We start from the raw sequence: 25,648 nt of genomic DNA, 5'->3' as shown, positions 1-25,648 counted from the left end.
CGGGGGACACGGCGCGCTAGGCCGACGCGCGGCGGACCAGGGTGGTCGGCAGGACCACCGCGGCCTCCGCGCCGTCGGGCTCGCCGGGCGGGACGTCCTGCTCGGGTGCGGTCGCGTGCGGGCCGGGGCCGCTGCCGGTTCCGCCGGGGCGGTCGAGGCGGCGCAGCAGCAGGCGGGCCATGAGCCGGCCCATCTCCTCGATGTCCTGACGCACGGTCGTCAGCGGCGGGTCGGTCTGCTCGGCGACCGGCAGCATGTCGTCGAAGCCCACGACGGCGACGTCCTCGGGGACCCGCAGCCCCCGCTCGCGCAGCACCCGCAGCGCCCCGGCCGCGGTGAGGTCGTTCGCGGCGAACACCGCGTCCAGGTCGGGCTGGCGGTCCAGGAGGTCGCGCATCGCGCGCTCCCCTCCGGCCGGGGTGAAGTCGCTCTCGGCGACCAGCCCCGGGTCGGCGTCGCCCATGACGTCCCGGTAGCCGTCCAGCCGGTCGGCCGCGGAGGTCTGGTCGAGGGGGCCGGTGATGTGGGCGATCCGGGTGCGGCCGAGCGCGGCCAGGTGGCGCACGGCGTCGCGGGCACCGCCGCGGTTGTCGCTGTCGACGTAGAGCGTGGGCCCGGTGTCGGCGGCGCGGCCGTCGCTCCAGCCGGGCCGTCCGCCGAAGACGGTGGGGACGCCGGCGCCCTGGATCAGGCCGGGCAGCGGGTCGTCGAGGTGCAGCGAGAAGACCAGCGCGCCGTCGACGTGTCCCCCGGCGAGGTAGCGGGCCACACGTGCGTGGTCGTCGCGGCCCTCGGTGAGCAGCAGCACCAACTGGTTGTCGTGCGCGGTGAGCTCCTTGCTGATGCCGCGGAGCTGGAGCGCGAAGAAGGGGTCGGCGAAGACCCGGGCCTCCGGCTCGGCGATGACGACGGCGACCGCGTCGTGGCGGCGCGTGACCAGGCTGCGGGCGGCCTGGTTGGGGACGTAGCCCAGTTCCTCCACGGCCTGCCGCACCCGCTCCACGAGGGGTTCGCGCACCCCGTCGCCGCCGTTGACGACCCGCGACACGGTCGCCCGTGAGACACCGGCCCGCGCTGCCACGGCCTCCAGGGTCGGTCGTGGGGCGGTGTCGGTCACGGCGGAACTCCTCGTCGGCGGCTGCCGCTCAGGATAGCTCCGGGAGGGACACCCGTTCCGGGCGAGGGCCGGGGCCCGCAGGCCACCGTTCCCGTCAGCCGTGGCTCCCGTGGCCCTCGTGGTCGTGCGGTTCGTGGCCCGGGATCGTGCCGTCCGGCTTCTTCACCAGGAACAGGCCCACCATCCCCATGTCGGAGTGGCTCTGGACGTGGCAGTGGTACATCCAGGCGCCGGCCCCGACCCCCTCCCCCGCGATCACCTGGAAGCCGAAGGAGTCGGCGGGGCCGACGATCTTGTTGTCGATCACCCGGCTGGGGTCGTCGGGGCCGGTCAGCAGGCCGGTGCGGTTGTCGGCCCAGCGGTGTCCGTGCAGGTGGAAGGTGTGGTAGTACTCGCCGTGGGTGATCATCACGAACTCGACGCGGTCGCCCGTGGTCGCCTCGAAGTCGGGTCCGCCGTGGGCCGGCCGGTTGTTGATGAGCATGTCGTTGAAGACGATGGTGTGCGTCCGGTCCGGCAGGACGTCACCCTTGCGCCGGACGATCACCGGGCCGTAGAGCCCCTTGCGGATGCCGCCGGTGCCGTGCTCGGTGCCCACCACGTGGTCGTGGTAGTGCCAGTAGCCCGCGCTGCCCGCCCGCCAGGTGCCGTCCTCGCGGCGGCCGGGGGCGTGGGTGCGCCAGGTGTAGGTGCGGGTGCCGCCGGGTTCGACGTCGCTGCGGGTGTGCCTGGTGCCGTCGTCGGTGATCTCGTAGTCCAGACCGTGCACGTGCAGGCTGACCGGGACGTCCAGGGTGTTCTCGAACGCGACGTGCAGGGTGTCGCCCTCGTTGAGTTCGATCAGCGGGCCGGGGACGGTCGCCGCGCCCTTCTCCAGGCCGTAGCCCAACTGCCCGTCCGGGAGCTTCTCGGCGTAGAGCCGGATGTGTTTCACCTCGCCGCCGGCCGGTGCGGTGCGCACCGGCCCGCCGGCCGCGGCCGCGTCGGCGCCGGCGGCGGAGGACACCAGGGGCGCCACGGGCAGGGAGGCCGCGGCGACCGCGCCGCCCGCGAGGAGACGTCGGTTGAAGGTGCGTCTGTCCATGCCGAACTCTCCATCCGCTGGGGGACGTTGGGGAGACGTGGGCGGTGTTCGCCCGAGTGAAGGTACCGGCCCGCGCGCCGTTCATCCACACCCAGGACAAAGTCAGCCGGATCGCGTCCGTACCCCTTGGCGGACGGGGCAAAGGCGTCTAGGTTCCATGGCGCTGCTGCCGAGACCGAGGAGGTGCCCATGCACTTACGAGGGTTGAGCGCGAGAAGACGAACCTGGGCGGTCACCGCGACCGCCGCGGTCGTCGCCGGACTGCTGTCCGCCCCGGCGGCCACCGCGGGGCCAGCGCCGGAACCGCCCCTGACAACGATGTCCATCCCGTCGCCGCCCGGTTCCGCGGACGTACGGGTGCTGCTCTTCCACGGCTCGGCGGCGGCGGGTGAGGAGTCGCCCCTCGTGAACGCCGGCATCGAGGCCGTCGAGCGGATCGGCCTCGGCGGCCCGGCCGACCAGCGCTTCACGGTGGAGGCCACGGGCGACCCCGCCGTCTTCACCCGGGCCGACCGGCTCGGCCGGTTCAACGCCGTGGTCTTCCTGACCGGCGGCGGGGACGTGCTGGACCCGGAGCAGGAGGCGGGGCTCGAGGCGTACATGGAGGCCGGCGGGGGCTTCGTCGGCATCCACGACGCGGCGCGCGCGGAACCGTACTCGGACTGGTTCACCGGGCTGATCGGTGCCCGCCCGTCCCCCTCCAGCCCCACGGCCGTACAGCGGGCGGTCGTCGAGGTCGGGGACCGGCGGCATCCGGCCACCCAGGGCCTGCCCCCGCAGTGGAAGCGGCCCGACCAGTGGCCGAACTGGGTGAAGAACCCGTCCGGGGACGTGCACACGGTCGCCCGGGTGCGGGAGTCGACCTACCGGCCGGGGACCGGCGCGAACGGCTGGGACCACCCGATCAGCTGGTGCCGCGACTACGACGGCGGCCGCTCCTTCTACACCGGCATGGGCGGCACGGTCTCCTCCTACGACGAGAGCGACTTCCGCGCCCACCTGCGCGGTGCCCTGCTGTGGACGACGCGGCTGGTGCAGGCGGACTGCAAGGCGACCATCGCCGGCAACTACAAGGCGCAGCGGCTCACGCAGCCCAACCAGCCGGGCCGCAACGACCAGATCGGCGAGCCGCACGGCCTGGTCACCGCGCCCGACGGACGGGTGCTGTACATCGGCCGCGGTGGTGCCGACGCCTCACAGCCGGTGGTCACCGACTGGAACGACCCCGCCGTCGGCAGGGGCACGGGGCAGGTCCACGTCTACGACCCGAGGACCGGGAAGGTCACCCTGGCCGGGGAGTTGACGGTGTTCGGCAACAAGGGCGGCGGCGACGAGCTGGTCAAGGTGGAGGAAGGGCTGCTCGGCATCGAGCTGGACCCGGGCTTCGAGCGCAACGGCTGGGTGTACCTGCACTACACGCCCCACGCGCGGATCGACCGCGAGGCGCACATGGCCGAGCGGCGCGTCTCCCGCTTCACGCTCGACCTCGCCACGAACCGGCTGGACCCGGGCAGCGAGAAGGTGCTGCTGTCCTGGCCGGTGCAGATCCACAGTTGCTGTCACGCGGGCGGCGGGATGGCCTGGGACTCCCGGGGCAACCTGTACATCGCCACCGGGGACAACAACTCCAGCGGCTTCAGCGACGGTTACTCGGGCAACAACCCGCAGCCGAACTTCAGGGGCGTGTCGTTCGCGGACGCGCGCCGTACCGCCGGCAACACCCACAACCTCAACGGCAAGATCCTGCGCATCCACCCGGAGCCCGACGGGACGTACACGCTCCCCGAGGGCAACCTGTTCACGGGCCGGGAGACCGCCGAGGGGGGCGGCAAGACGCGCGGCGAGATCTACGTGATGGGCGTGCGCAACCCGGCGCGCATCTTCGTCGACAAGTCGACCGACGTCCTCTACGCGGGCTGGGTCGGCCCCGACGCCTCGGCCCCCTCCCCCGTCTGGGGCCCGGCCAAGTACGACACCTTCGCCGTCATCACGCGGGCGGGCAACCGGGGCTGGCCGTACTGCATGGGCAACAAGCAGCCCTACCGGGACCGCAACCTGCCCGACCCGTCGAAGCCGCTCGGCTGGTACGACTGCGACCACCCGAAGAACGAGTCCCCGAACAACGACGGCCTGGTGAACCTGCCGCCGGTGACGGGCAACAACATCTGGTACTCGCCGCAGGGCGGCGGCCCGGACTACCCGCGCGACGCGAACGGGGTGCCCACCTACCGCCCGGCGGACGCCACCTACCGGCTGCCCTGGCTCAAGGGCGGCGGCCAGGCCGCGATGAACGGTCCGGTCTACCGCTACGACGCGGCCGCGGGCCCGGCCAAGTGGCCGGCGTACTGGGACGGCAAGTGGTTCGTCGGCGACTTCTACGACGCCGACCAGCCGCGCAACGCCGTCCTCATGGACCCGGCGACCCAGGGCGACGGCGACCTGCCGGTGCACGCGGAGTCGCTGAAGCGGATCGTGCCGGTCGGCAACGACGGCATCAAGAACCTCATGGACTGGAAGTTCGGCCCCGACGGCGCCCTGTACGTCCTCGACTACGGCCGCGGCTTCTTCACCTCGGACGCCAGGTCGGCGCTGTGGCGGGTCACGTACACGGGCGGCGGTCCGACACCGGCCGCCGGCCAACTCGCGAGGGGAGCGGGACAGTGAGGGGTCACCGAAGAGTCCTGACGGCCCTGCTGGCCGGTCTCCTGCTGCTGCTCGGCCTGCCCGCCGCCGCCGAGGCGGGGCCCGGGGCTCACGGCGCCGCGGCGCCGGGGGTTCCGGCCGCGGCCCAGCAGGTCCTCACCTGGACCGCGGGCGACGACATCACCCGGTACGCGTCGGTGCCCGCGACGGCCGTCGCGGGTCCGGCGACGATCGTCTTCGAGAACAGCGCGGCCACCGGCAACACCACGGGCATGCCGCACACGTTGACGTTCGTGACCAGCGACCCGGAGTTCAACGGTGACGTGGAGCTCAACATCCTGGCCAACCCGAACGACGACCGGGGCGGGCGCCACACCGCCGAGGTCACGCTGAGCCCGGGCCGCTACCTCTACCACTGCACGATCCCCGGCCACGGACAGATGCAGGGCGTCCTCGTGGTGACCGAGGGCAGCGGCGAGGACACCACGGCGCCCGAGACGTGGGCGGCTGTGACCGGCACGCGCAACGCCCGCGGCGAGTACGTCGGTTCGGCGTCCGTCGCGCTCACCGCGACCGACGCCGGCGGCTCCGGCGTGGACCGCGTGGAGTACGCGCTCGACGCCGCGGACACCTGGCAGCCGTACACCACGCCGGTCGTCGTCGACACGGTCGGCGCCCACACCCTGCGGCACCGGGCCTTCGACAAGGCGGGCAACGCCTCCGCGGAGAAGAGCGTGACGTTCACCGTCGTCGCCCCGCCCTCCGACGACACCACGGCGCCGGAGACCTCGGCGACCGTCACGGGTGAGCGCGACGCCGGCGGGGCCTACCTCGACATGGCGACGGTCACCGTGTCCGCCTCGGACACCGGGTCCGGCGTGAACACCGTGGAGTACGCGGTCGACGGCGGCTCCTGGCAGCCGTACACCCAGCCGGTCATGGTCCACCAGGTCGGCGCGCACACCGTGCGCTACCGCGCCACCGACAAGGCGGGCAACGTCTCCGCCGAGCGGAGCGTCGCCTTCACGGTGGTGGCCACACCGCCGCGGGACACCGTGCCGCCGGTGACGGGCGCGACGGTGGAGGGCACGCGCGACTCCGACGGGGCGTACGTCGGCAGCGCGCGGGTGACGGTGGCCGCGACCGACAGCGGCGGGACGGGGGTCGACCGGATCGAGTACGCGCTCGACGGCGGCCCCTACCTCGCGTACGGCGGTCCGCTGGTGGTCGACCGGGCCGGGGCCCACACGGTCGCGTACCGGGCCACCGACAAGGCCGGCAACACCTCCGCGGCACGCACGGTCGGCTTCACCGTGGTGGCCGGCGGCGGGGTCCCCGCGCCGCCCTGCCCCGAGCACGACGAGCGGCTGACGGTCGTGGTCGGCACGGTCGACTCGGGCGTGCGCAACCGGGTCACCGACAACCGGTGCCGGATCGGCGAACTCGTCGAGGACGAGAAGGAGTGGACGTCCCAGGCGCTGTTCCTCAAGCACGTCACGACCGTCCTGGACCGGCTGCTGCGCGAGGGCGCGCTCGACCAGCGCGAGTACGACGCCGTCCAGGACGCGGCCCGCAGGTCCGGCATCGGCACGCCGGGCCACACCGAGGGCTACCGCACGATCCTGGACGCCACCCCGGAGTCCTTCGCCCGCTGGGAGCAGGTGGGCGGCGGCTCGTTCGCGCGGAACGCCGACGGCTCGATCACCAGCGGCACCACCGCGCCCGGCCTGGGCATGCTGTGGTACCCGAAGCGCAAGTACGGCGACTTCTCGCTCAAGCTCCAGTGGCGGGACGACGCGCCGGGCACCGGCAACGCCAACTCCGGTGTCTTCGTGCGGTTCCCCTGGGTCCACGACCACCCGGAGGAGTCGCGGCCCGAGTGGGTCGCCATCGAGTACGGGCACGAGGTGCAGGTGTTCGACCAGCCCGACGGCGACGCGTACAAGACCGGCTCGGTCTACGGGTTCGACCGCGTGGGCCTGGCCGGCGCGGGCGTGACCCAGAAGGGCACCTGGAACGACTACGAGGTCCGCGTGGTCGACCAGCACTACTCCGTCTACCGCAACGGCGTGCTGATCAACGAGTTCGACAACGTCGGCGGGCAGGAGTTCAGCCCCCCGCGCGCGGACGACCCGGGCACGGACGGGCGGCGCTTCGCCTCCGGCTACGTCGGGCTGCAGGTGCACAGCACGTCGGACGTGGTGTCGTACCGGGACGTGCGCATCAAGGAGCTGTAGCCGCGCGGGAGCCGGGCTCAGGAGTCCTTCCTGGCCCGGCTCGGCTGGACCCGCCGGGGCTCGCCCGGCATCTTCGGGTACTCCGGCGGGTACGGCAGGTCGCCCAGGCCGTGGTCGTGCTCGTCGCGGCGGGCGAGGTCGAGCAGGGCCTCCAGCGAGTAGCGGTGGTCGTCCATGTCCGCGTGCACGTCGCCGAGTTCGGCGAAGCGCGCGGGCATGGTCGCGAGGTCGAAGTCCTGCGGGTGGGCGACGCCGACCTCCTCCCAGCGCAGGGGCGCGGAGACGGGGGCGTGCGGGCGGGGGCGCACGGAGTAGGCGGAGGCGATCGTGCGGTCGCGGGCCGTCTGGTTGTAGTCGACGAAGATCCGCTCGCCGCGCTCCTCCTTCCACCACTTGATGGTGACCCGGTCCGGCATGCGGCGTTCCATCTCCCGGCCGACGGCGATGGCGGCGCGGCGGACCTGGGTGAAGGTCCAGCGCGGTTCGATGGGCACGAAGACGTGCAGGCCCCGGCCGCCGGAGGTCTTGGGGAAACCGCGCAGTCCGCCGAACTCGTCCAGCACCGCCCGCAGTTCGTGGGCGGCGCGGGCGGCGTCGTCGTAGTCGGTGCCGGGCTGCGGGTCGAGGTCGATGCGCAGTTCGTCGGGGCGGTCGACGTCGTCGCGGCGCACCGGCCAGGGGTGGAAGGTGAGCGTGCCGAACTGGGCGGCCCACACGACCGCTCCCACCTCGGTCGGGCACATCTCGTCGGCGCTGCGCCCGCTGGGGAAGGTGATGTGCGCGGTCGGGATCCAGTCGGGCATGTTCTTCGGCGCCCGCTTCTGGAAGAAGTTCTCCCCGGCCACGCCCTCGGGGTAGCGCTCCAGGGTGGTGGGCCGGTCGCGCAGGGCGCGCAGGATGCCGGGGCCGACGGCGATGTAGTAGCGGGCGAGGTCCAGCTTGGTGAAACCGCGCTCGGGGAAGAAGACCTTGTCCGGGCTGGACAGCCGCACGGTCCGGCCGCCGACCTCCAGTTCCACCGCGTCACCCATGCGAGCCACGGTAGGCGTACCCCGCATACCTCGCACATCGGGCGCGGCCGGACGTACGGGCGCAGAATCGACGCATGGATCTGCCGGTGATGCCCCCTGTCCTGCCGATGCTCGCCAAGGCGGTCGCGTCGATCCCCGCGGGCATGCAGTACGAGGCGAAGTGGGACGGCTTCCGCGCGATCGTGTTCCGCGACGGGGACGAGGTCGAGCTGGGCAGCCGTACCGGCAAGACGCTGACCAGGTACTTCCCCGAGCTGGTGGCGGCGGTGCGGGAGCGGCTGCCGCGGCGGTGCGTGGTGGACGGGGAGATCGTGATCGCGCGGGAGGGGCACCTGGACTTCGACGCGCTGACCGAGCGGATCCACCCGGCGGACTCGCGGGTGCGGACGCTGGCGGAGCGCACGCCGGCGTCCCTCGTCGTGTTCGACCTGCTGGCCCTCGGCGACGAGTCGCTGCTGGCCGCGCCGCTGACCGAGCGGCGGGAACGGCTGGAGCGGGAGCTGTCGGGGGTGGCCGCCCCCGTGCACCTGGCGCCCGCGACCACCGACATCGAGGTGGCCAGGCGCTGGTTCGAGGAGTACGAGGGGGCGGGCCTGGACGGGGTGATCGCCAAGCCGCTGACCGTGCGCTACCGGCCGGACGAGCGCGCCATGTTCAAGGTCAAGCACGAGCGCACCGCGGACGTCGTGGTCGCCGGCTACCGGCTGCACAAGAGCGGTCCTGTGGTGGGCTCGCTGCTGCTCGGCCTGTACGACGACCGGGGCACGCTCCAGCACGTGGGCGTGTCCGCCGCGTTCACGATGAAGCGGCGGGCGGAGCTGGTCGAGGAGCTGGAGCCGCTGCGCCTGGACGACGTCTCGGGGCACCCGTGGGCGGCCTGGTCCGAGGAGTCCGCGCACGAGACGGCACGGCTGCCGGGGGCGCCGAGCCGCTGGTCGGGCCGCAAGGACTTGTCGTGGGTGCCGCTGGCGCCCGAGCGGGTGGCCGAGGTGGCGTACGACCACATGGAGAACGGGCAGCGGTTCCGGCACACCGCCCGCTTCCGCCGCTGGCGCCCGGACCGGACCCCCGAGAGCTGCACCTACGCGCAGCTGGAGGAGCCGGTCCGGTACGACCTCGCGGAGATCCTGGGCACCTGAGCGGCCCGGGCGGCCCGAGGGGCTCAGGGCTGCATCAGGACCTTGACCGCGCCGTCCTGCTTGCGCTGGAACATCTCGTAGGCCTGCGGAGCCTGCGACAACGGCACCCGGTGGGTGGCGAAGTCGTCGACGCCGAGCGGGTCCTCGTCGGTGAGGTACGGGATGATGTCGTCGGCCCAGCGGCGGACGTTGGCCTGGCCCATCCGGAGCTGGATCTGCTTGTCGAACATGGTCAGCAGCGGCAGGGGGTCCGCCATGCCGCCGTAGACGCCGGAGAGGGAGATGGTGCCGCCGCGGCGCACCAGCTCGATGGCGGTGTACAGGGCGGCGAGCCGGTCCACGCTGAAGCGTTCGGCCATCGGGCCGCTCAGCTTGCGCGGCATGACCGCGGCGGCGTTCTGCACCAGCTTGGCGATCGCGCTGCCGTGGGCCTCGGTGCCGACCGCGTCGATGACGGCGTCCGGGCCGCGCCCGTCCGTCTCGTCGCGGATCGCCTCGACCAGTTCCTTCTCGCTGTCGAACGACCTGAGGTCGAACGTCTCCACGCCCCGCGCGCGCATCCGGCTCAGCCGCTCGGGCACCAGGTCGACGCCGAACACCCGCCCGGCGCCGCGGAGCTGGGCGATGCGGCAGGCCATGTCACCGATCGGCCCGAGCCCGAGCACGGCGACGCTGCCGCCCTGCGGGACGTCCGCGTAGGCGACCGCCTGCCAGGCAGTGGGCAGCACGTCGGACAGGTAGACGAACCGGTCGTCGGCCGGGCCCTCGGGCACCTTGATCGGGCCGAACTGGGCCTGCGGGACGCGCAGGTACTCGGCCTGGGCACCCGGCACCGCGCCGTACAGGCGGGTGTAGCCGAACAGGGGCGCGCCCATGCCCTGGCTCTTGACCTGCGTGGTCTCGCACTGGGTGGGCAGGCCGGTCAGGCACATCCAGCAGGTGCCGCACGCGATCTGGAACGGGACCACCACCCGGTCCCCGACGGCGAGGTCCGGCACCCCCGCGCCCACCTCCTCGACGATGCCCATGGGTTCGTGGCCGAGGATGTCACCGGGGGTCATGAACGGCGTGAGCACCTCGTACAGGTGCAGATCGGATCCGCACAGTCCCGATGAGGTGATGCGGATGATCGCGTCCGTCGGTTCCTCGATCCTCGGATCGGGCACCTCCTCCACGCGCACGTCCCGCTTTCCCTGCCAGGTCACTGCCTTCATCGTGCCGTGCTCCCTCCACCGAGTCGGGGTCCGGATCACCGGATGCCGGGTGTCGCCGGGTACCCGTGAGCACCGCCGCCGAACCGCGGCGGGCGCCGGCCGGGACCGTGTGCGCCGCCGTCGGCACACGGGGTGCGCGTGCGCTGTCGGTGCCGGGTGTGCACGGCCGGTGAGCGATCACGACTGATCCGGTATGGCCAGGAACCGTCGCCCGAGCGCACAATCGACACCACGACCAACGGGGTGACGCCGGTGGACAAGGCACACGGACCGCGCACGCGGCTGAGCACGTTCGGGCCGGCCCTGCTGGCCGCCGCGGTGGCCCTCGGCCTGGCGGCGGGCTGCACCGGTTCCCGGGGCGCGCCCCCGGACAAGCCCGGCGCCGACCGCTCCCCCGCCTCCAGCAGCTCCGCGGACAGCAGCCCGGCGCCGCACCCGCCGCCGCCCGGCCCGGTCCTGGCCGTGAAGATCGACAACGCGCCCGACGCCCGGCCCCCGACCGGCCTGGACGCCGCCGACGTCGTCTACGCCGAGCAGGTCGAGGGCGGCCTGAGCCGGCTGATGGCGCTGTACGCGACGAAGCTGCCGCCCGCCGTCGGGCCCGTGCGCAGCGCCCGGGAGTCCGATCTGGAGCTGCTGGGCCAGTTCACCCGGCCGGTGCTCGCGTTCTCGGGCGCCCAGGGCAAGCTGTTGCCGCTCATCGACCGGGCCCCGCTGACCGCGGTGACGCCCGAGGAGTCGTCCGGCGCCTTCTACCGGGGCACGGACCGCCCCGCCCCGCACAACCTCTTCCTGCGGCCGAAGGCGCTGGTGCCCTCGCCGCCGGGCGCGGCCGCGCTGACCACCGGCTTCCGCTACGGCGCCGCGCCGCACGGCGGCACCCCCGAGAAGGCGCGGAGCGTGCGCTTCCCGGCCGCGCGCTTCACCTTCACCTGGTCGCCGGGCCGGGCCCGCTGGCTGGTGGCCATGGACGGCCGGGCGAGCGTCACCACCGGGGGCCGGCGGGTGGCCGCGGCGACGGTGGTCGTGCAGTACGTGACGGTCCGCGGGTCCCGCTTCCACGACTTCCTCGGCAACACCACCCCGTACACGCAGACCGTCGGCTCCGGACGGGCCACGGTGCTGCGCGACGGCCGGGCCTTCGACGCGCGCTGGGACCGCCCGGCGGCCACGGACGGCACCCGGTTCACGACGACGGACGGCGCCGCGATGACGTTCGCGCCGGGACAGGTCTGGGTGGTGTTCGCGGCGGCGGGCGGCGCGGCCGGGGACGGCTCCCGCTAGAGCGGGTCTGACGTTCCCCGTTCGCCCGTCCGCGGGGCGGGCGTGACCGGGACGGTCACCGGTGCTCCAGCGCCCCCAGACCCGCCAGCGCCCGCTCCGCCTCGGCCACGACACCGTCGGCGCCGCACGAACGGGCCAGGGTCAGGCCCCGGTTGAGCTCCGCGGCCGAGCGGGACAGCACGCCGTACTCGACGCGGGCCGCCGCGTGCTCGTACTGGCAGGGCGACGCCTCCAGGTAGGTCACCGCCTGGGCGGCCAGCCGGACCGCGCGCTGGCCGGTCTCCAGGGCGGCGGCACAGCGCAGCGCCTCGCCGATCGCGGTGTCGGTGCCGAACCGCTCGGCCTGCCGGCGGGCGTCGGCGGCGAGCCGGCCGGCGCGCTCCGGGTCCTCGGCGGCGAGGGCCCGGGCGAGGTCGACGGCCCAGGGCACCATCACCGGGTTGAGGTGGCCGCGGGCGGCGGCCGCCTTCTCCGCCTCCTGCAGTTCGTTGACGCCCTCCTGGACCCGGCCGACGGCGAGCAGCAGCCGGCCGCGCACCGAGCGCGGGTCGGGCAGCACGATGGTGGACGGGTACGGCGGCGCGAAGCCCGACTGCTCGGCGACCCGCCACGCCTCGTCGACATGGCCGCGGGCGATCAGCGTGTCGACCAGGTTGCAGGTGGCCGACCAGTACAACGGCAGCCCGCGGCCGACGCGTTCGGCCAGCCGCAGCGACTCGCGCAGGGACTTCTCGGCCGCCCTCAGCCGGCCGCGCCTGCGGTGCCCGAGGCCGACGTAGGCGTGGGCCAGGGCGAGGTGGCCGCCGCCCCAGCCGGCCGAGTCGTAGGCGCGCAGGGCGTCGGTGAACAGGGCCTCGGCGCGGTCGAGCCGGTCGGCGTAGGCGTAGGAACTGGCCAGCATCATCGGCAGTTCCAGGCCCCACTCCTTGTCGGTCCAGTCGAGGCCGGGCGCCAGGCGGCCGTTGACGAGGGCCCGGTCGCACAGCTCGACGACCTCCTCGGCGCTCTCGCCGTGCGTCATGGCGTCGAAGCCGCGCAGGATCAGCAGCGCCCGCTCGGCGTTGTCGCGGCCGGTGCAGGTGGCGGCCAGTTCGGCGAGCCGCTCGGAGCGGCCGGGGCCGCTGTTCTCACCGGCGTACAGGCCCTCCCACATGAACTGCACGGCCTGCAGCCGCATCCGCGCCGGTCCGGGTCCCAGGCGCGCGGCCTCCGCCTCGACGGTGCGGACGGCGTCCTCCAACTGGTCGTTGTGCAGGAGCGCCTGGGACAGGCGGTGCACGGCGTCGACCCGCTCGGGTCCGTCCAGGCCGGGCACGGACAGCGCGGACCTGAGGTGGGCGATGGTCCGCGCGGGCGCGGTGAGCAGGGTGGCGCAGCCGAGTTCGTAGAGCCCGCGGGCGTGGACGTCGGGCGGGGGCGGTTCGACGAGGGCGCGTTCCAGGCAGCGGCGGGCGGCGTCGGGGGCGCCGACGGCGAGGTGTTCGGCGGCCGCCTCGCGCAGTTGGGCGACGAGTTCCTCGTCGCCGTCGGGGTGGACCTGGAGCAGGTGGCGGGAGGCGGCCGCCAGGCCCTTGCCCGCGTCGGTGACGATCTGCGCGGCGATGCCGTGCATCGCGCGGCACAGGGCGTCGGGCACGGAGTTGTAGACGGCGCTGGCGATCAGCGGGTGCACGAAGACGAGGTCGCCGTCGTCGACCGGGCCGGCCGCGAGGTCGGGGGTGGTGAGGATGCGGGCGCCCTGCAGGAGTTCGGCACAGCGGTGGGCGTCGTCGAGGCCCATGCCGGCCAGCAGGGCCACCTGGTCGACCGTGATGCCGGCGCCGAGGATGGCGGCGGCCCAGGCGAACCGGGTCGCGTCGACGCCGAGTCCTTCGAGGCGGGCGACGAGTCCGCCGCCGCGGGCCGACTTGTTGAGCGGGCGCAGCTCGGGCGCGGACGCCTCGGTCGGCTCCAGCTCGCTGTCCTGCACCTTGGCGAGGAGTTCGACGGTGTCGTACGGGTTGCCGCCGGTGACCGCCCAGACCTCGCGGCAGAAAGGGGCGTCGGCGTGCGCGCCGACCGTGGCGCGGGTGAGTCCGGCGACCGCGTCGGGGGTGAGCGCGCTCAGGCTGGTCACGGACTGTCCGGCGACGGCCGAGACGGCGTCGAGGTGCCGGGCGCGCTCGCCGGCGGCCTCGCCGTCGCGGCGGGCGAGGACCACGAGGACGGACAGGTCGTCCAGGCGCTGCGCGAACGCGGACAGCCAGCGCAGGGTCTCCAGGTCGGCCCAGTGCGCGTCGTCGATCAGCAGCACCAGCGGCCACTCGCGCCGGGCCAGCCGGCGTACGGCGGCGACCAGGCCGTCGGTGACGCCCTGCGGGTCGGGCGCCTGCTCGCCGGGGTCCGCTATGCCGAGGGCGGGACCGGCGATGTCGTACCAGTCGCCCAGGTACTCGCGGGCCTCCTCGGGGAGCATCGACAGCAGCGCGGGCTGCAGCAGTTGCCGGACGACGTTGAAGGGGACGGACTTCAGGGTCTCGCCGCCGCGGGCGGACCACACGGTGCAGTGGTGGGCCTCGGCGACCCGCTGGGTCTCGGCCAGCAGGGCGGTCTTGCCGAGCCCCGCGTCGCCGCGGAACACCAGCAGACGGCCCGAGGACGACCGGTCCGCGCGCAGCTCCCGGACCGCCTGCGCGATGGCCGCGACCTCCGTGTCGCGCTCCCACAGGGAACCCGGGGCGGCCCCCGCGGGCTGTACCTCCGTCATCCCGCTACCTCCCCGCATCGCCCGAACGACGTACAGAACCCGAGCGTAGCCGCCCGGGGGTCCGGGCGGAGCACGGTCCGGCGAGGAGGTGCCTCGACGGGTGACATCGGTGCGCGGCGGCGGGGCCGGGGGCCTGCGCGGGACCGCCGTCGTCGTCAACACGGCACGTGTGGCGCGGAATTGACGGCCGGCCGGGAGTCCGGCACAGCGGCGGACGGGACGTCGCCGGGTCGCCGGCCGGCCGCGCCGCCCGGCCCTCTCATCCGGTTTTCACCGACGCCTCATACGGTGGGGTCATGACGCAGGTGACTCCCCCCGGGTGGTACCCCGACCCCGGGCAGACAAGTGACGGTCCCGCCACCGAGCGCTGGTGGGACGGCAGGGCGTGGACGGACCGGACCCGCCCCGCGGGCCCGGCCGCCGCATGGGGACCGCCGGCGCAGGCGCCGGCCGCGGGGGCGGGGCACGACCACCCCACGGTCACGGCGTACCCGGCTCATCCGGGATACCCCGCCCAGCCCGCGGGCCCGGCCCCGAAGCGCGGACTGCGCACCGGCACAGCCGTCGCCGTCGCCGTGGCGGTGCTCGCGAGCATCGGGGTCGGCGTGTACGCGCTGACCAAGGACGACGGCGGCGGCTCCGGGCCCGGCACCGCGCAGGGGCCGGGCGGCCGGGGCGGACCCGGCGGCCCGTTCGGCGCCCCGGACGGACCGGGCGGCAACGGCGGCGGTCCGGGCGGGAACGGCGGCGGCTCGGGCGGCTCCGGGGGTGCGTCGCCCTCTCCCGAGGGGTCGGAGGCGCCGAAGCTCAAGAGCGGTTCGGTGCCGGACCCGGTGAACGGGATCAGCATCCCGATCCCGCACGGCTGGACCGGGCAGCAGAGCGGGGCCGGTGCCCAGGTGACGTCGGACACGACGTACGACTGCCCCGGCGACACCTCCAAGTCCTGCACCAAGGGCGGGGTCTACTCCGCGCCGGCCGAGCTGCTGAAGACGGCCGGCAGCACCGCCGAGCAGGTGGCCAAGGCGGACATCGCCGCCAACGCCGAGGAGTCCTACGGCGGCACCACCTACGGGAAGATCACCTCCCACCAGGTGCTCGCCTCCAAGGCGGTGACGGTGGCCGGGCAGAAGGGCTACCTGGTGCGCTGGAAGGCGGTCACCAGCAAGGGCGCCGACGGCTACGTCGAGTCGCTGGCGTTCCCGGCCCCCGCCGACAGCAGCCGGCTGGTGGTGCTGCGGTTCGGGCTGGACGCCGACCAGGAGGTGTCGGTCATCGACACGATCACCCAGGGCATCAAGGTGTCCAAGGGCGGCGACGGCCGGACCGTCTGACGGCCGCCCGCCGGCGCGCGGCGCCCGGCGGGGAACGGTCCGGCCGGGTGGGGTTCCCCTCCGCTCAAAAGGGAGCCCCACCCGGCCGGGGGGTGCGCGCCGCCCCCGTCCCCACGGTGCGGCGCGAGCAGGTCACCGTCCGGTCATCCCGTGGACGGCGACCCGGTCCTAGGTGAGGCCCAGCGCGGGGAGCACCGCGGCCTCCACGAACCGCTCCAGGAAGTCGGCGTCGGCGTACTTCCCGTCGAGGACGGGGCGCACGCGCAGGACGCCGTAGAACTGGGCGGGCACGAACTCCAGCGCCGGGTGGTCGGGCGGCACCTCGCCGCGCTCGACCCCGCGCCGCAGGATCTCCTTCAGGGCGGCGACCTCCGGCTCGACGAGCGCGTCGCGCAGCGCCCGCTGGAGCTCCGGGTCCTGCATGACGGCGTGGCCGAGGGCCTGGAGGAGCTGGGTGTCGTTGCCGGCCCCCTGGCCACCCGCGCGGGCGGCCTCGCGCAGGTCGCCGGCCAGGCTGCCGGTGTCGATGCCGGCGAACCGCACCTGGCGGCAGGAGCGCAGGGCGGCGGCGACGAACTGCGGCTTGGTCTTCCACTGCCGGTAGAGCGTCGACTTGCTGCACCGGGTGGTGGACGCGACGCCCTCCATGGTGACGGCGTCGTACCCGCACTCGCGGATCTGGTCGAGGACGGCGTCGAAGAACTCCTGCTCGCGCTCGGGCGTGAGCTTGGAGCGGCGCGACGCGGCGACCGAGTCCGGTCCGTCCGCGGCCTGCGACGTCATCGGTCTGTCTCCTCGTTGCTCGTCCGGTCCCGACCGGCCGCGGTCGCGCCGGTCGTCGTGCGTGCCTCCAGTGTGGCGCACATCAATCGATACGCCAGTGTACCGGTACCCGATCGTATCGGTACACTGGCGTATCGGTACGAACTCGTATCGATGAGTCGCAGCACCACCACACGCACCACGTCAGCGAAGGGGCCGGGGGATGAATGCCCGCACCGAGCCTGCCGAAGCGGAGTCCGACGCGACACCGCGGCCACCCATAGTCCGCGAGCTCCTGCTGGTCGCGGGACTCTTCCTCGTCTACAAGGCCGGCCGCGGGCTCGCGACCGGGCACACCGGCGAGGCGTACCGCAACGCCCATGACGTGTGGGACGCCGAACGATGGCTCCACCTGCCCGGCGAGGGCTCGCTGCAGTCGCTCCTGCTGCACGGCGACGTACTGGTCCACGGCGCGAACACCTACTACGCGGTCGTCCACTTCCCGGCCACGGCCGCCTTCCTGGTCTGGCTGTACCTGCGCCGACCGGCCCACTACGTCTGGGCACGCCGGGTGCTGGCCGCGGTCACCGCCGCCGCGCTGGTGCTGCACCTGACGTTCCCGCTGGCCCCGCCGCGGATGCTCGCCGAGGCGGGTCTCGTCGACACCGCGCGCGTGTACGGCCCCTCGGTGTACGGGCCGCCGCAGAGCGACCACCTGTCCAACCAGTTCGCGGCGATGCCCTCGCTGCACTTCGGCTGGGCCCTGATGGTGGCGATCGGGCTCGTGGCCGCCACCCGCTCCCGGTGGCGCTGGCTGTGGCTGCTGCACCCGCTGCTGACCCTCACCGTGATCGTGGGCACCGCCAACCACTACTGGCTCGACGCGCTCGTGGCGGGCGCCCTGCTGGGCCTGGCCCTCGCCGTGATCCGCCTGCCGCACCGCACGGCGGCCGCCGTCGACGACCCCGCGCCGCGGACTCCCGCACAGGCTGGTACGCAGCCGGCCGAGGGACGCACGCTCGTGGGGGCGGGCCGATGAGCGCCATGGCGGTCGCCGTCGTCCTGTCGCTGTTCTCCGCCGTCGCCTACGCGACCGCGGCGGTCGCCCAGGAGCGCCTGGCCTCCCGCTCCCCCGGCGCCGGCCTGGTGCGGATGCTGGGCAGCGGCGCGTGGTGGTGGTCGGTGGTGCTCAACGCCTCGGCCGCGCTGCTGCACGTGGTGGCGCTCAAGTACGGCCCGCTGACCGTGGTGCAGCCGCTGGGCGCGCTCACCCTGGTCGCGGCCGTGCCGCTGGGCGCCCGGGTCGCGGGCCGGCGGGTCGGCGCCGCCGAGTGGCGGGGCACCGCGTACACCCTGCTCGGCCTCGCGGTGATCCTCGTCGCGGCCTCGGGCCCGGCGCCCGACGACGTGCTGAGCGTGCCCGAGGCGATCGCGGTCGCGGGCACCACGGCCGCGCTGATCGGCCTGCTGGCCCGGCCCGGCGCCCGGCCCGGGCTGCGGCACGCGACCGCGTCGGGCTTCGCCTCCGGCGTCGCCTCGGCGCTCACCCAGACGGTCACGGTGGCCGCGACGGACCGCTCCGGGTCGGTGCTGAGCCTCCAGGTGGTCGGGGTGGCGCTGCTGGTGGCCGCGTTCGCCGCCGGCGGGCTGCTGCTGTCGCAGACGGCCTACCGGGACGGTCTCGGCGCCCCGCTGGCCGTGGTGACGCTAGCCAACCCGCTGGCCGCCGCGGTGATCGGCCTGTCCCTGCTCGGCGAGCGGCTGCGCGGCGGTCCGGCCGGTGTGCTGCTCGCCCTGGCCGGCGCGGCGTTCGCGTCGTGGGGCGTGGTGCTGCTGTCGCGTACGGCGCCGGAGCCGGTGGCGGACGACGGGCGCGCCGTCGGGGCGGCGGGCGGGGGCGCGCTCGCCGCGGAGGACCGCGCGGCGGTCGGCGTCGACGAGGAGCACCCCGTGGCCGTCGTGCTGGCGCTCGACGCGGCGTCCGCTCCGCCCGACCACGTGCCGATGCCCCGGCCCGCGACCGGACCGGGGCACCTCACACCGCTGTAGGCCGGGCCCCGGCACCGACCGGGGCCGCGGGGGCTCAGCCGAGGCCGCGGGAGTCCTGCTTGAGCGCGGTGTCGACGGTCAGGGCCGTGGCGACGACGAGGCTCAGCAGCGGCTCGGGAAGCTGGTAGTGGATCTGCAGGACGTAGTTGTCCGCAGTCGTGAACAGCGTCTTGGCCAGGCCCTCCCACGTCTTGGTGATCCGGGCGACCTCGTTGTCCGCGTGGTCGACGATCGCGAAGTTCCAGGCCCGCCAGTTCTCCGCCTTGATCGCGCCGATCTGCTGCCCGTTCGCCGTGATCGCGAAGTTGATCTTCCCGATGACGTTCTGCTGGACGATCTCGCCGACCGGCTGCCCGTCCGGCCGCTCCACGATCACCCGGGACTTCAGGAACTTCGCGGGCCGGGTCAGCCGCAGCACCGGCCGGCCCTGGGCGTCGCGGATCTCCAGCTTGTGCGTCAGGTACTGGTCGATGCTCGCGAGGAAGCGCACGACCTTGCGCAGGGCGCTCTGGCCGACCTGGACGACGGAGCCGAGCTGGTTGCCCTGCTGGTCCATGACCTTGTACTCGTTGGTCAGCTCGATCAGCTTGGCCTTCTGGTTCACCACCAGCACCGGCTCGGTGAACAGGGTGCCGCCGCCGGGGCCGCCCGCGGCGACGCCGGCCTGCTGCTGGACCTGGTGCTGCACGCGCGGGTCGGGCGCCGCGGGCTGGGCCGGGACGTGCGGTGCGGCCGGGGGCTGTGCGGGCGCGGCCTGCGCCTGCTGGTCGGCGTGCGTGTGGTCGGTCCAGCGGGCGCCGTCCCAGTAGCGCAGCGTCCGGGCCGCGCCGTGCGGATCCGGGTACCAACCAGCAGGTGTGTTCGAATGCGTGGTCACCGGGGCACACTACCCCGGCCCGGCCGGATCTCCACCGTGGTCCTCACTCGGTCACGATCGCGGGGTCGCTGACGCCCGGCCGGCCGTTCTCGACGTGCCCGGCGAAGCGCCGTACGAAGGTCGACTCGGCGTCGGAGGTGACGGTCAGGTCGTACCACCGCTTGCTCGCGGCGAGGTCGACGACCCGCTTCAGCACGGCCCCGGGCCGCACCCGCACCGTCGTACGGCGGTCGCGGTAGCCGTCCGTCACCGTCAACTGCGCCGTCCGCGTGCCCCTGTTGGTGAAGGTCAGCTCGACGTCGTCGCCGACGTGCCGTGCGACGACCTCGGCGCCCGCGGCCCTGTTCGACCCGGCGAAGGCGCGCAGGAAGCCGTTGGGGCCGTGCACCGTCAGGTCGTACGAGCCGCCCGAGTACGCGGAGTTCCAGGTGTCCGAGACGGTCCGGCCGGCCCCGGTGGTGTAACTCCACGGGCCGTCGGTGCGGTTGCCGGAGGTCACCAGGAAGGCGGCGCCGGTGTGCGGGCCGGAGGCGAAGGTGAGCGTGAGCCTGCCGGCCGCGGCGTCGACGGTGGCGTCCACGGAGGGCACGTACCGCAGCGCCCGGGCGGGCCGCAGTCCGCGCTCCTGCTTGGGCAGCACGCCGTGCGCGGGCGGGGTGGGCACGTAGTCGGGGTGGCGCAGGCGGTCCGGCGGCGCGTAGCGGTCGGTGTCGGGCAGGGTGACCGGCCGGGTGTCGCCGCGGGAGAAGTCGAAGGCCGCGGTCAGGTCGCCGCAGACCGTGCGGCGCCACGGGGAGATGTTCGGCTCGTGCACGCCGAAGCGGCGCTCCATGAACCGGATGATCGAGGTGTGGTCGAACGTCTCGGAGCAGACCCAGCCGCCCTTGCTCCAGGGCGAGACGACGAGCATCGGCACGCGCTGCCCGAGCCCGTAGGGGCCGGCGACGTGGCCGGCGTCGCCCGCGAAGACGTCCGGGCCGACGTCGACCGTGGACCTGCCCTGCGCGGCGGAGGCCGGCGGGAAGGGCGGGACGAGGTGGTCGAAGAAGCCGTCGTTCTCGTCGTAGGTGATGAACAGGGCGGTCCTCGCCCACACGGCCGGGTCGGCGGTGAGCGCCTCGAGCACCTGGGCGATGTACCAGGCGCCGTAGTTGGCGGGCCAGTTGGGGTGCTCGGTGAAGGCCTCGGGGGCGACGATCCAGGAGATCTGCGGCAGCCTGCCGCCGGTGACGTCGGCCTTCAGCCGGTCGAAGAAGCCCTCGCCGGTGCGGGCGTCGGTGCCGGTGCGGGCCTTGTCGTAGAGGGGGTCGCCGGGGCGGGCGTTGCGGTACTGGGTGAAGTACAGCAGCGAGTTGTCGCCGTAGTTGCCGCGGTAGGCGTCGGGGATCCAGCCCCAGGAGCCCTGCGCGTCGAGGCCGTCGCCGACGTCCTGGTAGATCTTCCACGACACCCCGGCCTCCTCCAGCCGCTCGGGGTAGGTCGTCCAGCTGTACCCGGCCTCGTCGTTGCCGAGGACGGGCCCACCGCCCTTGCCGTCGTTGCCCGTGTACCCCGTCCACATGTAGTAGCGGTTGGGGTCCGTGGAGCCGATGAACGAGCAGTGGTAGGCGTCGCAGACGGTGAAGGTGTCCGCGAGGGCGTAGTGGAACGGGATGTCGCGCCGCTCCAGGTAGGCCATCGTCGTGGAGCCCTTCGAGGGCACCCACTTGTCGTACCTGCCCCGGTCGAAGGCGGCGTGCCCGTCGTTCCAGCCGTGCGGCAGGTCCTGGATGAAGGCGAGGCCCAGGTCGTCCAGGTCGGGGCGGAAGGGCAGGACGTCCTTGGTGCCGTCGGACTGGTGCCACACCGACGTGCCGTCGGGGCGCGTGACCGGGCGCGGGTCGCCGAAGCCGCGGACGCCCCTGAGGCGGCCGAAGTAGTGGTCGAAGGAACGGTTCTCCTGCATGAGGACGACGATGTGCTCGACGTCCTCGATCGACCCGGTGCGGTGGTTGGCCGGCAGGGCGGCGGCGCGCTCGATGCTGGCATTGAGCGCGGTGAACGCCGTGGTGGCGCCCGCGAGCTGGAGGAATCGGCGCCGGTTGACTTCGGGCATGGCTGGTGGACCTCTCGTCCTGACGGGCTGCGAACCGGCCGGGTTCTGACGGGATGCGCGCACAGAGTGTTCCAGCGGCACCGAACGCCACGGAAGGGTGCGGTGGCGGGGGCGTGAAGTCCGGCGGTACGCGGGGGGTGCGGAGCGACAGGATCCGGCCGGGTCGGGGCCACTGGGACGCAGGGACGGCGGTCGGTGGGACCGCCGTGGACGCGGACCGCCGCGACGGGTCCGCGTGACACCGGCCGTCATGGACAGCGGCCGTCGTGGACGAGGGGAACTCACGATGACGCGCCGGACGCCGGTCCGAACGGCCGTGGTGGCGACGATGCCGGGCGCGCTGTTGTCGGGGCTGCTCGGCCACTTCGACTTCGCGGTCAACGAGGAGTGCGCCCCGCGGCGATGACCGGGCCGCCGCCCGGCCAAGTGGTCCGCCACCGTCCGAGCGGTGATCGGCACGCCGGCCCGAAGAGCCACCGGCGTCACCACCAGGGCGGGACCGCGGGACTCACCGCGGTCAGCCGGCGCACCCTGCTCGGTGCTCCTCCGGTGAGTGACCCGGCCCTGGCAGCCGGTGGGTCATGAACGGCTTGCTCGTGATGAACGTCCGGAACTGCAGCGCCGCTTCGGACAGGTGGGTGTGGCGGTTCCACACCAGGCTGAGCACCCGGTGGCAGTCGGGCGCGTCCACGTGCACCCAGGCGAGTGGGATGCGCGTGCCGGCCTGGCGGGACATCGCGGGGATGAGGCCGATGCCGAGGCCCGCGCTGATCAGGTCCCCGCTGGCGCCGGGTTCGTCGCTCTCGCAGGACAGCACCGGAGTGAGGCCTTCGGCCGCGAACAGTCGGTCGAGCAGGGCGCGTTGCCAGCCGCGCCGGGTCGTGACGAACGGCTCGTCGGCGAGTTCGGGGACGGTCACGGTGTCGCGGCCGTCCAGCCGGTGCCCGTGCGGCACGCCGAGCAGGACCTCCTCGCGGACGAGTTCGATCGACGCCAGGTGCGTCCCCGTCAGCGGCTGCGAGGCCACGCAGAAGTCGACCTCCCGGGCGCGCAGCTGGCGGTCCATCTCGTCCGCGTCCGACTGGAACAGCCGGACGTCGGCGCGGGGGTGGGCGGCCCGGAAGCTGCCGAGGACGGGACTGATCGTGAGCAGGGTCTCGGAGGCGACACTGACCCGGCCGAGCCCGGTGTCGCGGGCCTCGTGGACCGCCCGGCGCCCGTCGTCCAGCTCGCTCAGCGAGCGGTCGACGTGCCGCAGGAACACCGTGCCGTACTGGTTCAGCCGGATCCGGCGGCCCTTGCGGTCGAACAGCGGCGAGCCCAGCTCGGCCTCCAGGCGTGCGATGGCGCGGCTGAGCGAGGGCTGGGCGATGCGGAGCTCCTCCGCGGCGCGGCTGATGTGCTCGTAACGGGCGACGGCCTGGAAGTAGCGCAGCTGCAACAGATCCACGGTCCACCTTCGCTCATGTCTTATGGGTCATCTGTACATAGCCAAACCGGTCTTGGAATGCATAAGCAATTGTCCCTACGGTTTTCCGCAGGGGTCACCGCACAGGTACCGGGCAAAGGCGCCCGGCGCCTGCACACGCGAAGTGGGGCCCCGCACCCGTCCGACGTCCGTCCGGCCACCGTCCCCCAGGAAGGTCGCACCATGAGCGCTGCGGATCTGGCCCGACTCCAGTTCGCGGCCACGACCACCGTCCACTGGCTGTTCGTGATCCTCACCATGGGGCTCGTCCCACTCGTGGCGATCATGCACACCAGGGCCGCGTGCACCCACGATCCCGCCAAGAGGGCCCTCCGGGAACGCATGACGCGCTTCTGGGGCCAGCTCTACGTCATCAACTACGCGGTCGGCATCGTCACCGGCCTCGTCATGGAGTTCCAGTTCGGGTTGAGCTGGAGCGGCCTGAGCAAGTTCGCCGGCAACGTCTTCGGCGCCCCGCTGGCGCTGGAGACCCTCATCGCCTTCTTCGCCGAGTCCACGTTCCTCGGCATGTGGATCTTCGGCTGGGGACGCATCCGCAGCAGCGTGCACGTCACGCTGATCTGGCTGGTCGCGCTGACGGCCTACGCCTCCGGCTTCTGGATCCTGATCGCCAACGGCTTCATGCAGCACCCCGTGGGCTACGAGGTCCGCGGCGGCGTCGCCTACCTGACCGACTTCGGTGCCCTGCTCGGCAACCCCAACGCCCTGCTGGCGCTGGGCCACCTGACGCTGGGCGCGCTCACCACCGCGGGCGTCTTCGTCGCCGGGGTCAGCGCCTGGCACTTCGCCCGGGGCACGAAGGAGACCCAGCTGTTCCGCAGTTCCCTGCGGCTGGGTGTCTGGGTGGGCATGCTCGCCTCGTTCTTCGTCATCATCGTCGGCCAGCTCCAGGTCCCGGTGCTGGACCGGACCCAGCCCATGAAGACGGCCGCGCTGAACAACGACGGCGTCGCCCGTCTGCAGGCGCAGTTCGTCGGGCAGCACGGGCCCGGCGACTACGTACCCCCGCACGACTGGCTGCGCATCGCGATGGACACGATGACGATCATCGGGAACACGGTGTCCACCGTCACGTTCCTCGCCGTCTTCCTGCTGTGGAAGGACTGGCTGGTGCGCTGGCGTCCCCTGGCCTACCTGATGACGGCCATGATCCCGCTGCCCTTCGTCGCCGCCGTCGGCGGCTGGGTCTTCCGCGAGGTCGGGCGCCAACCGTGGATCGTCTACGGCCAGTTGACCGTCGAGGACGCGCTGTCCCACGTGAGCACCACCTCGCTGGCCGTGTCCTGCACGGTGTTCATCGCCGTCTTCGTCGCGCTCGCGGTGACGAACTGGACCCTCATCGCACGCTTCGCCCGCCGCGGCCCGGAGGCGACCCAGCTCGGCGCCACCGAGCCGCTCGCCGACGACGTTCCCGACAGCGGCGCCGACGGGAAGCAGCCGGTCCCGGTCTTCTGAGCCGGCGCCCCCGGGGCCCGGCGAACCTCATCGCTGAGACGGAAAGTGGAACGACATGAGTCTCGAGACCCTCTGGCTGGGCATGCTCGGCCTGCTCCTCGCCGGGTACTTCGTGCTCGGCGGCTACGACTACGGCGTACAGATGCTGCACCCGCTGCTGCGCGCCGACCCCGACGCCGAGCGGGAGCGACGGACCGGCCAGAACGCCGCCCTCGAGGCCATGGCGCCGTTCTTCCTGGGCAACGAGGTCTGGCTGGTCGCCTTCGCCGGGGTCCTGTTCGGCGCCTTCCCGCACCTGGAAGGGACCCTGCTGTCCGGGCTGTACCCCCTGATCGTGGCGATCCTCGTCGGGCTCGTCGTCGGCAACGCCGCGGTGCAGCTGCGGGGCCGGGCGGACAGCGCCCGCGGCCGTCGCTGCTGGGACGTCCTGATCGTGTTCGGCGGCGCCCTGCCCGCCCTGTGCTGGGGACTCGTCGTCGGCCTGCTGCTGCACGGCGTGCCCCGCCGGGCGGACGGGAGCTTCCACCTGGGTGCCGGTGACGTGTTCTCACCGTTCGTGCTGGCCTGCGGGGTGACCACCGCGCTGCTCTTCGCCGCGCACGGAGCCGCCTTCGTCACGCTGCGCTCGGCCCCCCGGCTCGCCGCCACCGCACGGCGGCTGGGCGCGGGGCTCGTGCGCGCGACCGGCGCCGTCGGCCTGCTGCCGCTGCTGCTGACGCTCTTCGGCGCGGGCGCCTCCATGACCAACCGGGTGACCTCGGCGGTCGTCGCCGCCCTGTTCGCGGCGGCCCTCACCGGCGCCTGGTGGTTTCTGACCCAGGGGCACCACGTCCGGGCGTTCGCGGCCACCAGCTGCGCGACCCTGCTGCCCGTGCTGCTGGTCGGGGCGGGTCACTACCCGTACCTCCTCATCAGCTCGGCCGGGGCGGGTCTGACCGTCGGCCAGTCCGTCACCGACAGCGCCACGCTGAGGATCCTCTCCGCGTTCGGTGTCGCGGTGATCCCGACGATCCTCACCTACCAGGTGTGGAGCTGGTGGGCGTTCCGGGGGCGCACGGGCCGGCGCCACCCCAGCTACTTCTGAGCCGTACC

General features: G+C 73.6%; 19 protein-coding genes. 10 read left to right on the top strand and 9 right to left on the bottom strand.

Annotated elements, in window-relative coordinates; all coding sequences use genetic code 11:
- Positions 1–16 precede the first annotated feature (16 nt).
- Positions 17–1,117 (bottom strand): LacI family DNA-binding transcriptional regulator, encoded by a 1,101-nt coding sequence (locus E4U92_RS13325; RefSeq protein ID WP_137300584.1) that lies wholly within the window; start codon positions 1,115–1,117, stop codon positions 17–19.
- A 94-nt stretch (positions 1,118–1,211) separates the two neighbouring features.
- Positions 1,212–2,201: a multicopper oxidase domain-containing protein gene (locus E4U92_RS13320; RefSeq protein ID WP_137300583.1), complete on the bottom strand. Its 990-nt coding sequence runs from the start codon at positions 2,199–2,201 to the stop codon at positions 1,212–1,214.
- A gap of 189 nt (positions 2,202–2,390) precedes the next feature.
- Between E4U92_RS13320 and E4U92_RS13315 the strand changes: the two genes are divergently transcribed.
- Positions 2,391–4,865 (top strand): ThuA domain-containing protein, encoded by a 2,475-nt coding sequence (locus tag E4U92_RS13315; protein WP_137300582.1) that lies wholly within the window; start codon positions 2,391–2,393, stop codon positions 4,863–4,865.
- Positions 4,862–7,081 carry an OmpL47-type beta-barrel domain-containing protein gene (locus E4U92_RS13310; protein ID WP_137300581.1) on the top strand — a complete coding sequence of 740 codons (2,220 nt, stop codon included), beginning with the start codon at positions 4,862–4,864 and terminating at the stop codon, positions 7,079–7,081. The genes E4U92_RS13315 and E4U92_RS13310 overlap by 4 nt, the downstream gene beginning before the upstream one ends.
- Before the next feature lie 17 nt (positions 7,082–7,098).
- Here E4U92_RS13310 and ligD read toward each other — a convergent pair whose 3' ends face one another.
- A complete protein-coding gene (gene ligD, locus E4U92_RS13305; protein WP_137300580.1) occupies positions 7,099–8,112 on the bottom strand; it encodes a non-homologous end-joining DNA ligase in 1,014 nt (337 codons plus the stop codon).
- Positions 8,113–8,186: 74 nt separating this feature from the next.
- On the opposite strand from ligD, the gene E4U92_RS13300 reads away from it, so the two are divergent.
- Positions 8,187–9,251 carry an ATP-dependent DNA ligase gene (locus E4U92_RS13300; RefSeq protein WP_137300579.1) on the top strand — a complete coding sequence of 355 codons (1,065 nt, stop codon included), beginning with the start codon at positions 8,187–8,189 and terminating at the stop codon, positions 9,249–9,251.
- Positions 9,252–9,274: 23 nt separating this feature from the next.
- On the opposite strand, the gene E4U92_RS13295 is transcribed toward E4U92_RS13300, so the two are convergent.
- On the bottom strand, positions 9,275–10,465 hold the full coding sequence (locus E4U92_RS13295) for a zinc-dependent alcohol dehydrogenase (protein ID WP_137300578.1): 1,191 nt from the start codon (positions 10,463–10,465) through the stop codon (positions 9,275–9,277).
- A gap of 243 nt (positions 10,466–10,708) precedes the next feature.
- Here E4U92_RS13295 and E4U92_RS13290 point away from each other — a divergent pair, with 243 nt between their 5' ends.
- Positions 10,709–11,749, top strand: coding sequence for a DUF3048 domain-containing protein (locus E4U92_RS13290; protein WP_137300577.1), 1,041 nt, complete (start codon positions 10,709–10,711; stop codon positions 11,747–11,749).
- A 55-nt stretch (positions 11,750–11,804) separates the two neighbouring features.
- Here the strand turns inward: E4U92_RS13290 and E4U92_RS13285 are convergent, their stop codons facing one another.
- Positions 11,805–14,495, bottom strand: coding sequence for an ATP-binding protein (locus E4U92_RS13285; RefSeq protein WP_137300576.1), 2,691 nt, complete (start codon positions 14,493–14,495; stop codon positions 11,805–11,807).
- Positions 14,496–14,791: 296 nt separating this feature from the next.
- Here E4U92_RS13285 and E4U92_RS13280 point away from each other — a divergent pair, with 296 nt between their 5' ends.
- Positions 14,792–15,829 carry a DUF2510 domain-containing protein gene (locus E4U92_RS13280; RefSeq protein ID WP_137300575.1) on the top strand — a complete coding sequence of 346 codons (1,038 nt, stop codon included), beginning with the start codon at positions 14,792–14,794 and terminating at the stop codon, positions 15,827–15,829.
- Positions 15,830–15,997: 168 nt separating this feature from the next.
- Here the strand turns inward: E4U92_RS13280 and E4U92_RS13275 are convergent, their stop codons facing one another.
- Positions 15,998–16,612, bottom strand: coding sequence for a TetR/AcrR family transcriptional regulator (locus E4U92_RS13275; protein WP_137300574.1), 615 nt, complete (start codon positions 16,610–16,612; stop codon positions 15,998–16,000).
- Positions 16,613–16,814: 202 nt separating this feature from the next.
- Here E4U92_RS13275 and E4U92_RS13270 point away from each other — a divergent pair, with 202 nt between their 5' ends.
- A complete protein-coding gene (locus E4U92_RS13270; protein ID WP_137300573.1) occupies positions 16,815–17,630 on the top strand; it encodes a phosphatase PAP2 family protein in 816 nt (271 codons plus the stop codon).
- A complete protein-coding gene (locus E4U92_RS13265) occupies positions 17,627–18,640 on the top strand; it encodes a DMT family protein (RefSeq protein WP_137300572.1) in 1,014 nt (337 codons plus the stop codon). The genes E4U92_RS13270 and E4U92_RS13265 overlap by 4 nt, the downstream gene beginning before the upstream one ends.
- 34 nt (positions 18,641–18,674) lie before the next feature.
- On the opposite strand, the gene E4U92_RS13260 is transcribed toward E4U92_RS13265, so the two are convergent.
- Positions 18,675–19,517 (bottom strand): LURP-one-related family protein, encoded by an 843-nt coding sequence (locus E4U92_RS13260; protein WP_137300571.1) that lies wholly within the window; start codon positions 19,515–19,517, stop codon positions 18,675–18,677.
- Positions 19,518–19,560: 43 nt separating this feature from the next.
- Complete coding sequence (locus E4U92_RS13255; RefSeq protein ID WP_137300570.1) at positions 19,561–21,612, bottom strand: phosphocholine-specific phospholipase C; 2,052 nt, start codon at positions 21,610–21,612, stop codon at positions 19,561–19,563.
- A gap of 286 nt (positions 21,613–21,898) precedes the next feature.
- Between E4U92_RS13255 and E4U92_RS36610 the strand changes: the two genes are divergently transcribed.
- The gene (locus E4U92_RS36610) at positions 21,899–22,018 is read left to right on the top strand and encodes an endo alpha-1,4 polygalactosaminidase (protein ID WP_137300569.1); all 120 of its coding nucleotides are present in this window, start codon (positions 21,899–21,901) and stop codon (positions 22,016–22,018) included.
- 111 nt (positions 22,019–22,129) lie between these two features.
- On the opposite strand, the gene E4U92_RS13245 is transcribed toward E4U92_RS36610, so the two are convergent.
- The gene (locus E4U92_RS13245; protein WP_137300568.1) at positions 22,130–23,062 is read right to left on the bottom strand and encodes a LysR family transcriptional regulator; all 933 of its coding nucleotides are present in this window, start codon (positions 23,060–23,062) and stop codon (positions 22,130–22,132) included.
- A 201-nt stretch (positions 23,063–23,263) separates the two neighbouring features.
- Here E4U92_RS13245 and E4U92_RS13240 point away from each other — a divergent pair, with 201 nt between their 5' ends.
- Both E4U92_RS13240 and cydB read left to right on the top strand, forming a co-directional pair.
- The gene (locus tag E4U92_RS13240; RefSeq protein WP_137300567.1) at positions 23,264–24,556 is read left to right on the top strand and encodes a cytochrome ubiquinol oxidase subunit I; all 1,293 of its coding nucleotides are present in this window, start codon (positions 23,264–23,266) and stop codon (positions 24,554–24,556) included.
- Between the two features lie 55 nt (positions 24,557–24,611).
- Positions 24,612–25,640 (top strand): cytochrome d ubiquinol oxidase subunit II, encoded by a 1,029-nt coding sequence (gene cydB / locus E4U92_RS13235; RefSeq protein ID WP_137300566.1) that lies wholly within the window; start codon positions 24,612–24,614, stop codon positions 25,638–25,640.
- The last annotated feature ends 8 nt before the right edge of the window (positions 25,641–25,648 follow it).

This window comes from Streptomyces galbus, assembly GCF_005280195.1.
GTDB classification, from domain to species: domain Bacteria; phylum Actinomycetota; class Actinomycetes; order Streptomycetales; family Streptomycetaceae; genus Streptomyces; species Streptomyces galbus.
This window is presented reverse-complemented; position numbering and strand designations above follow the sequence as displayed.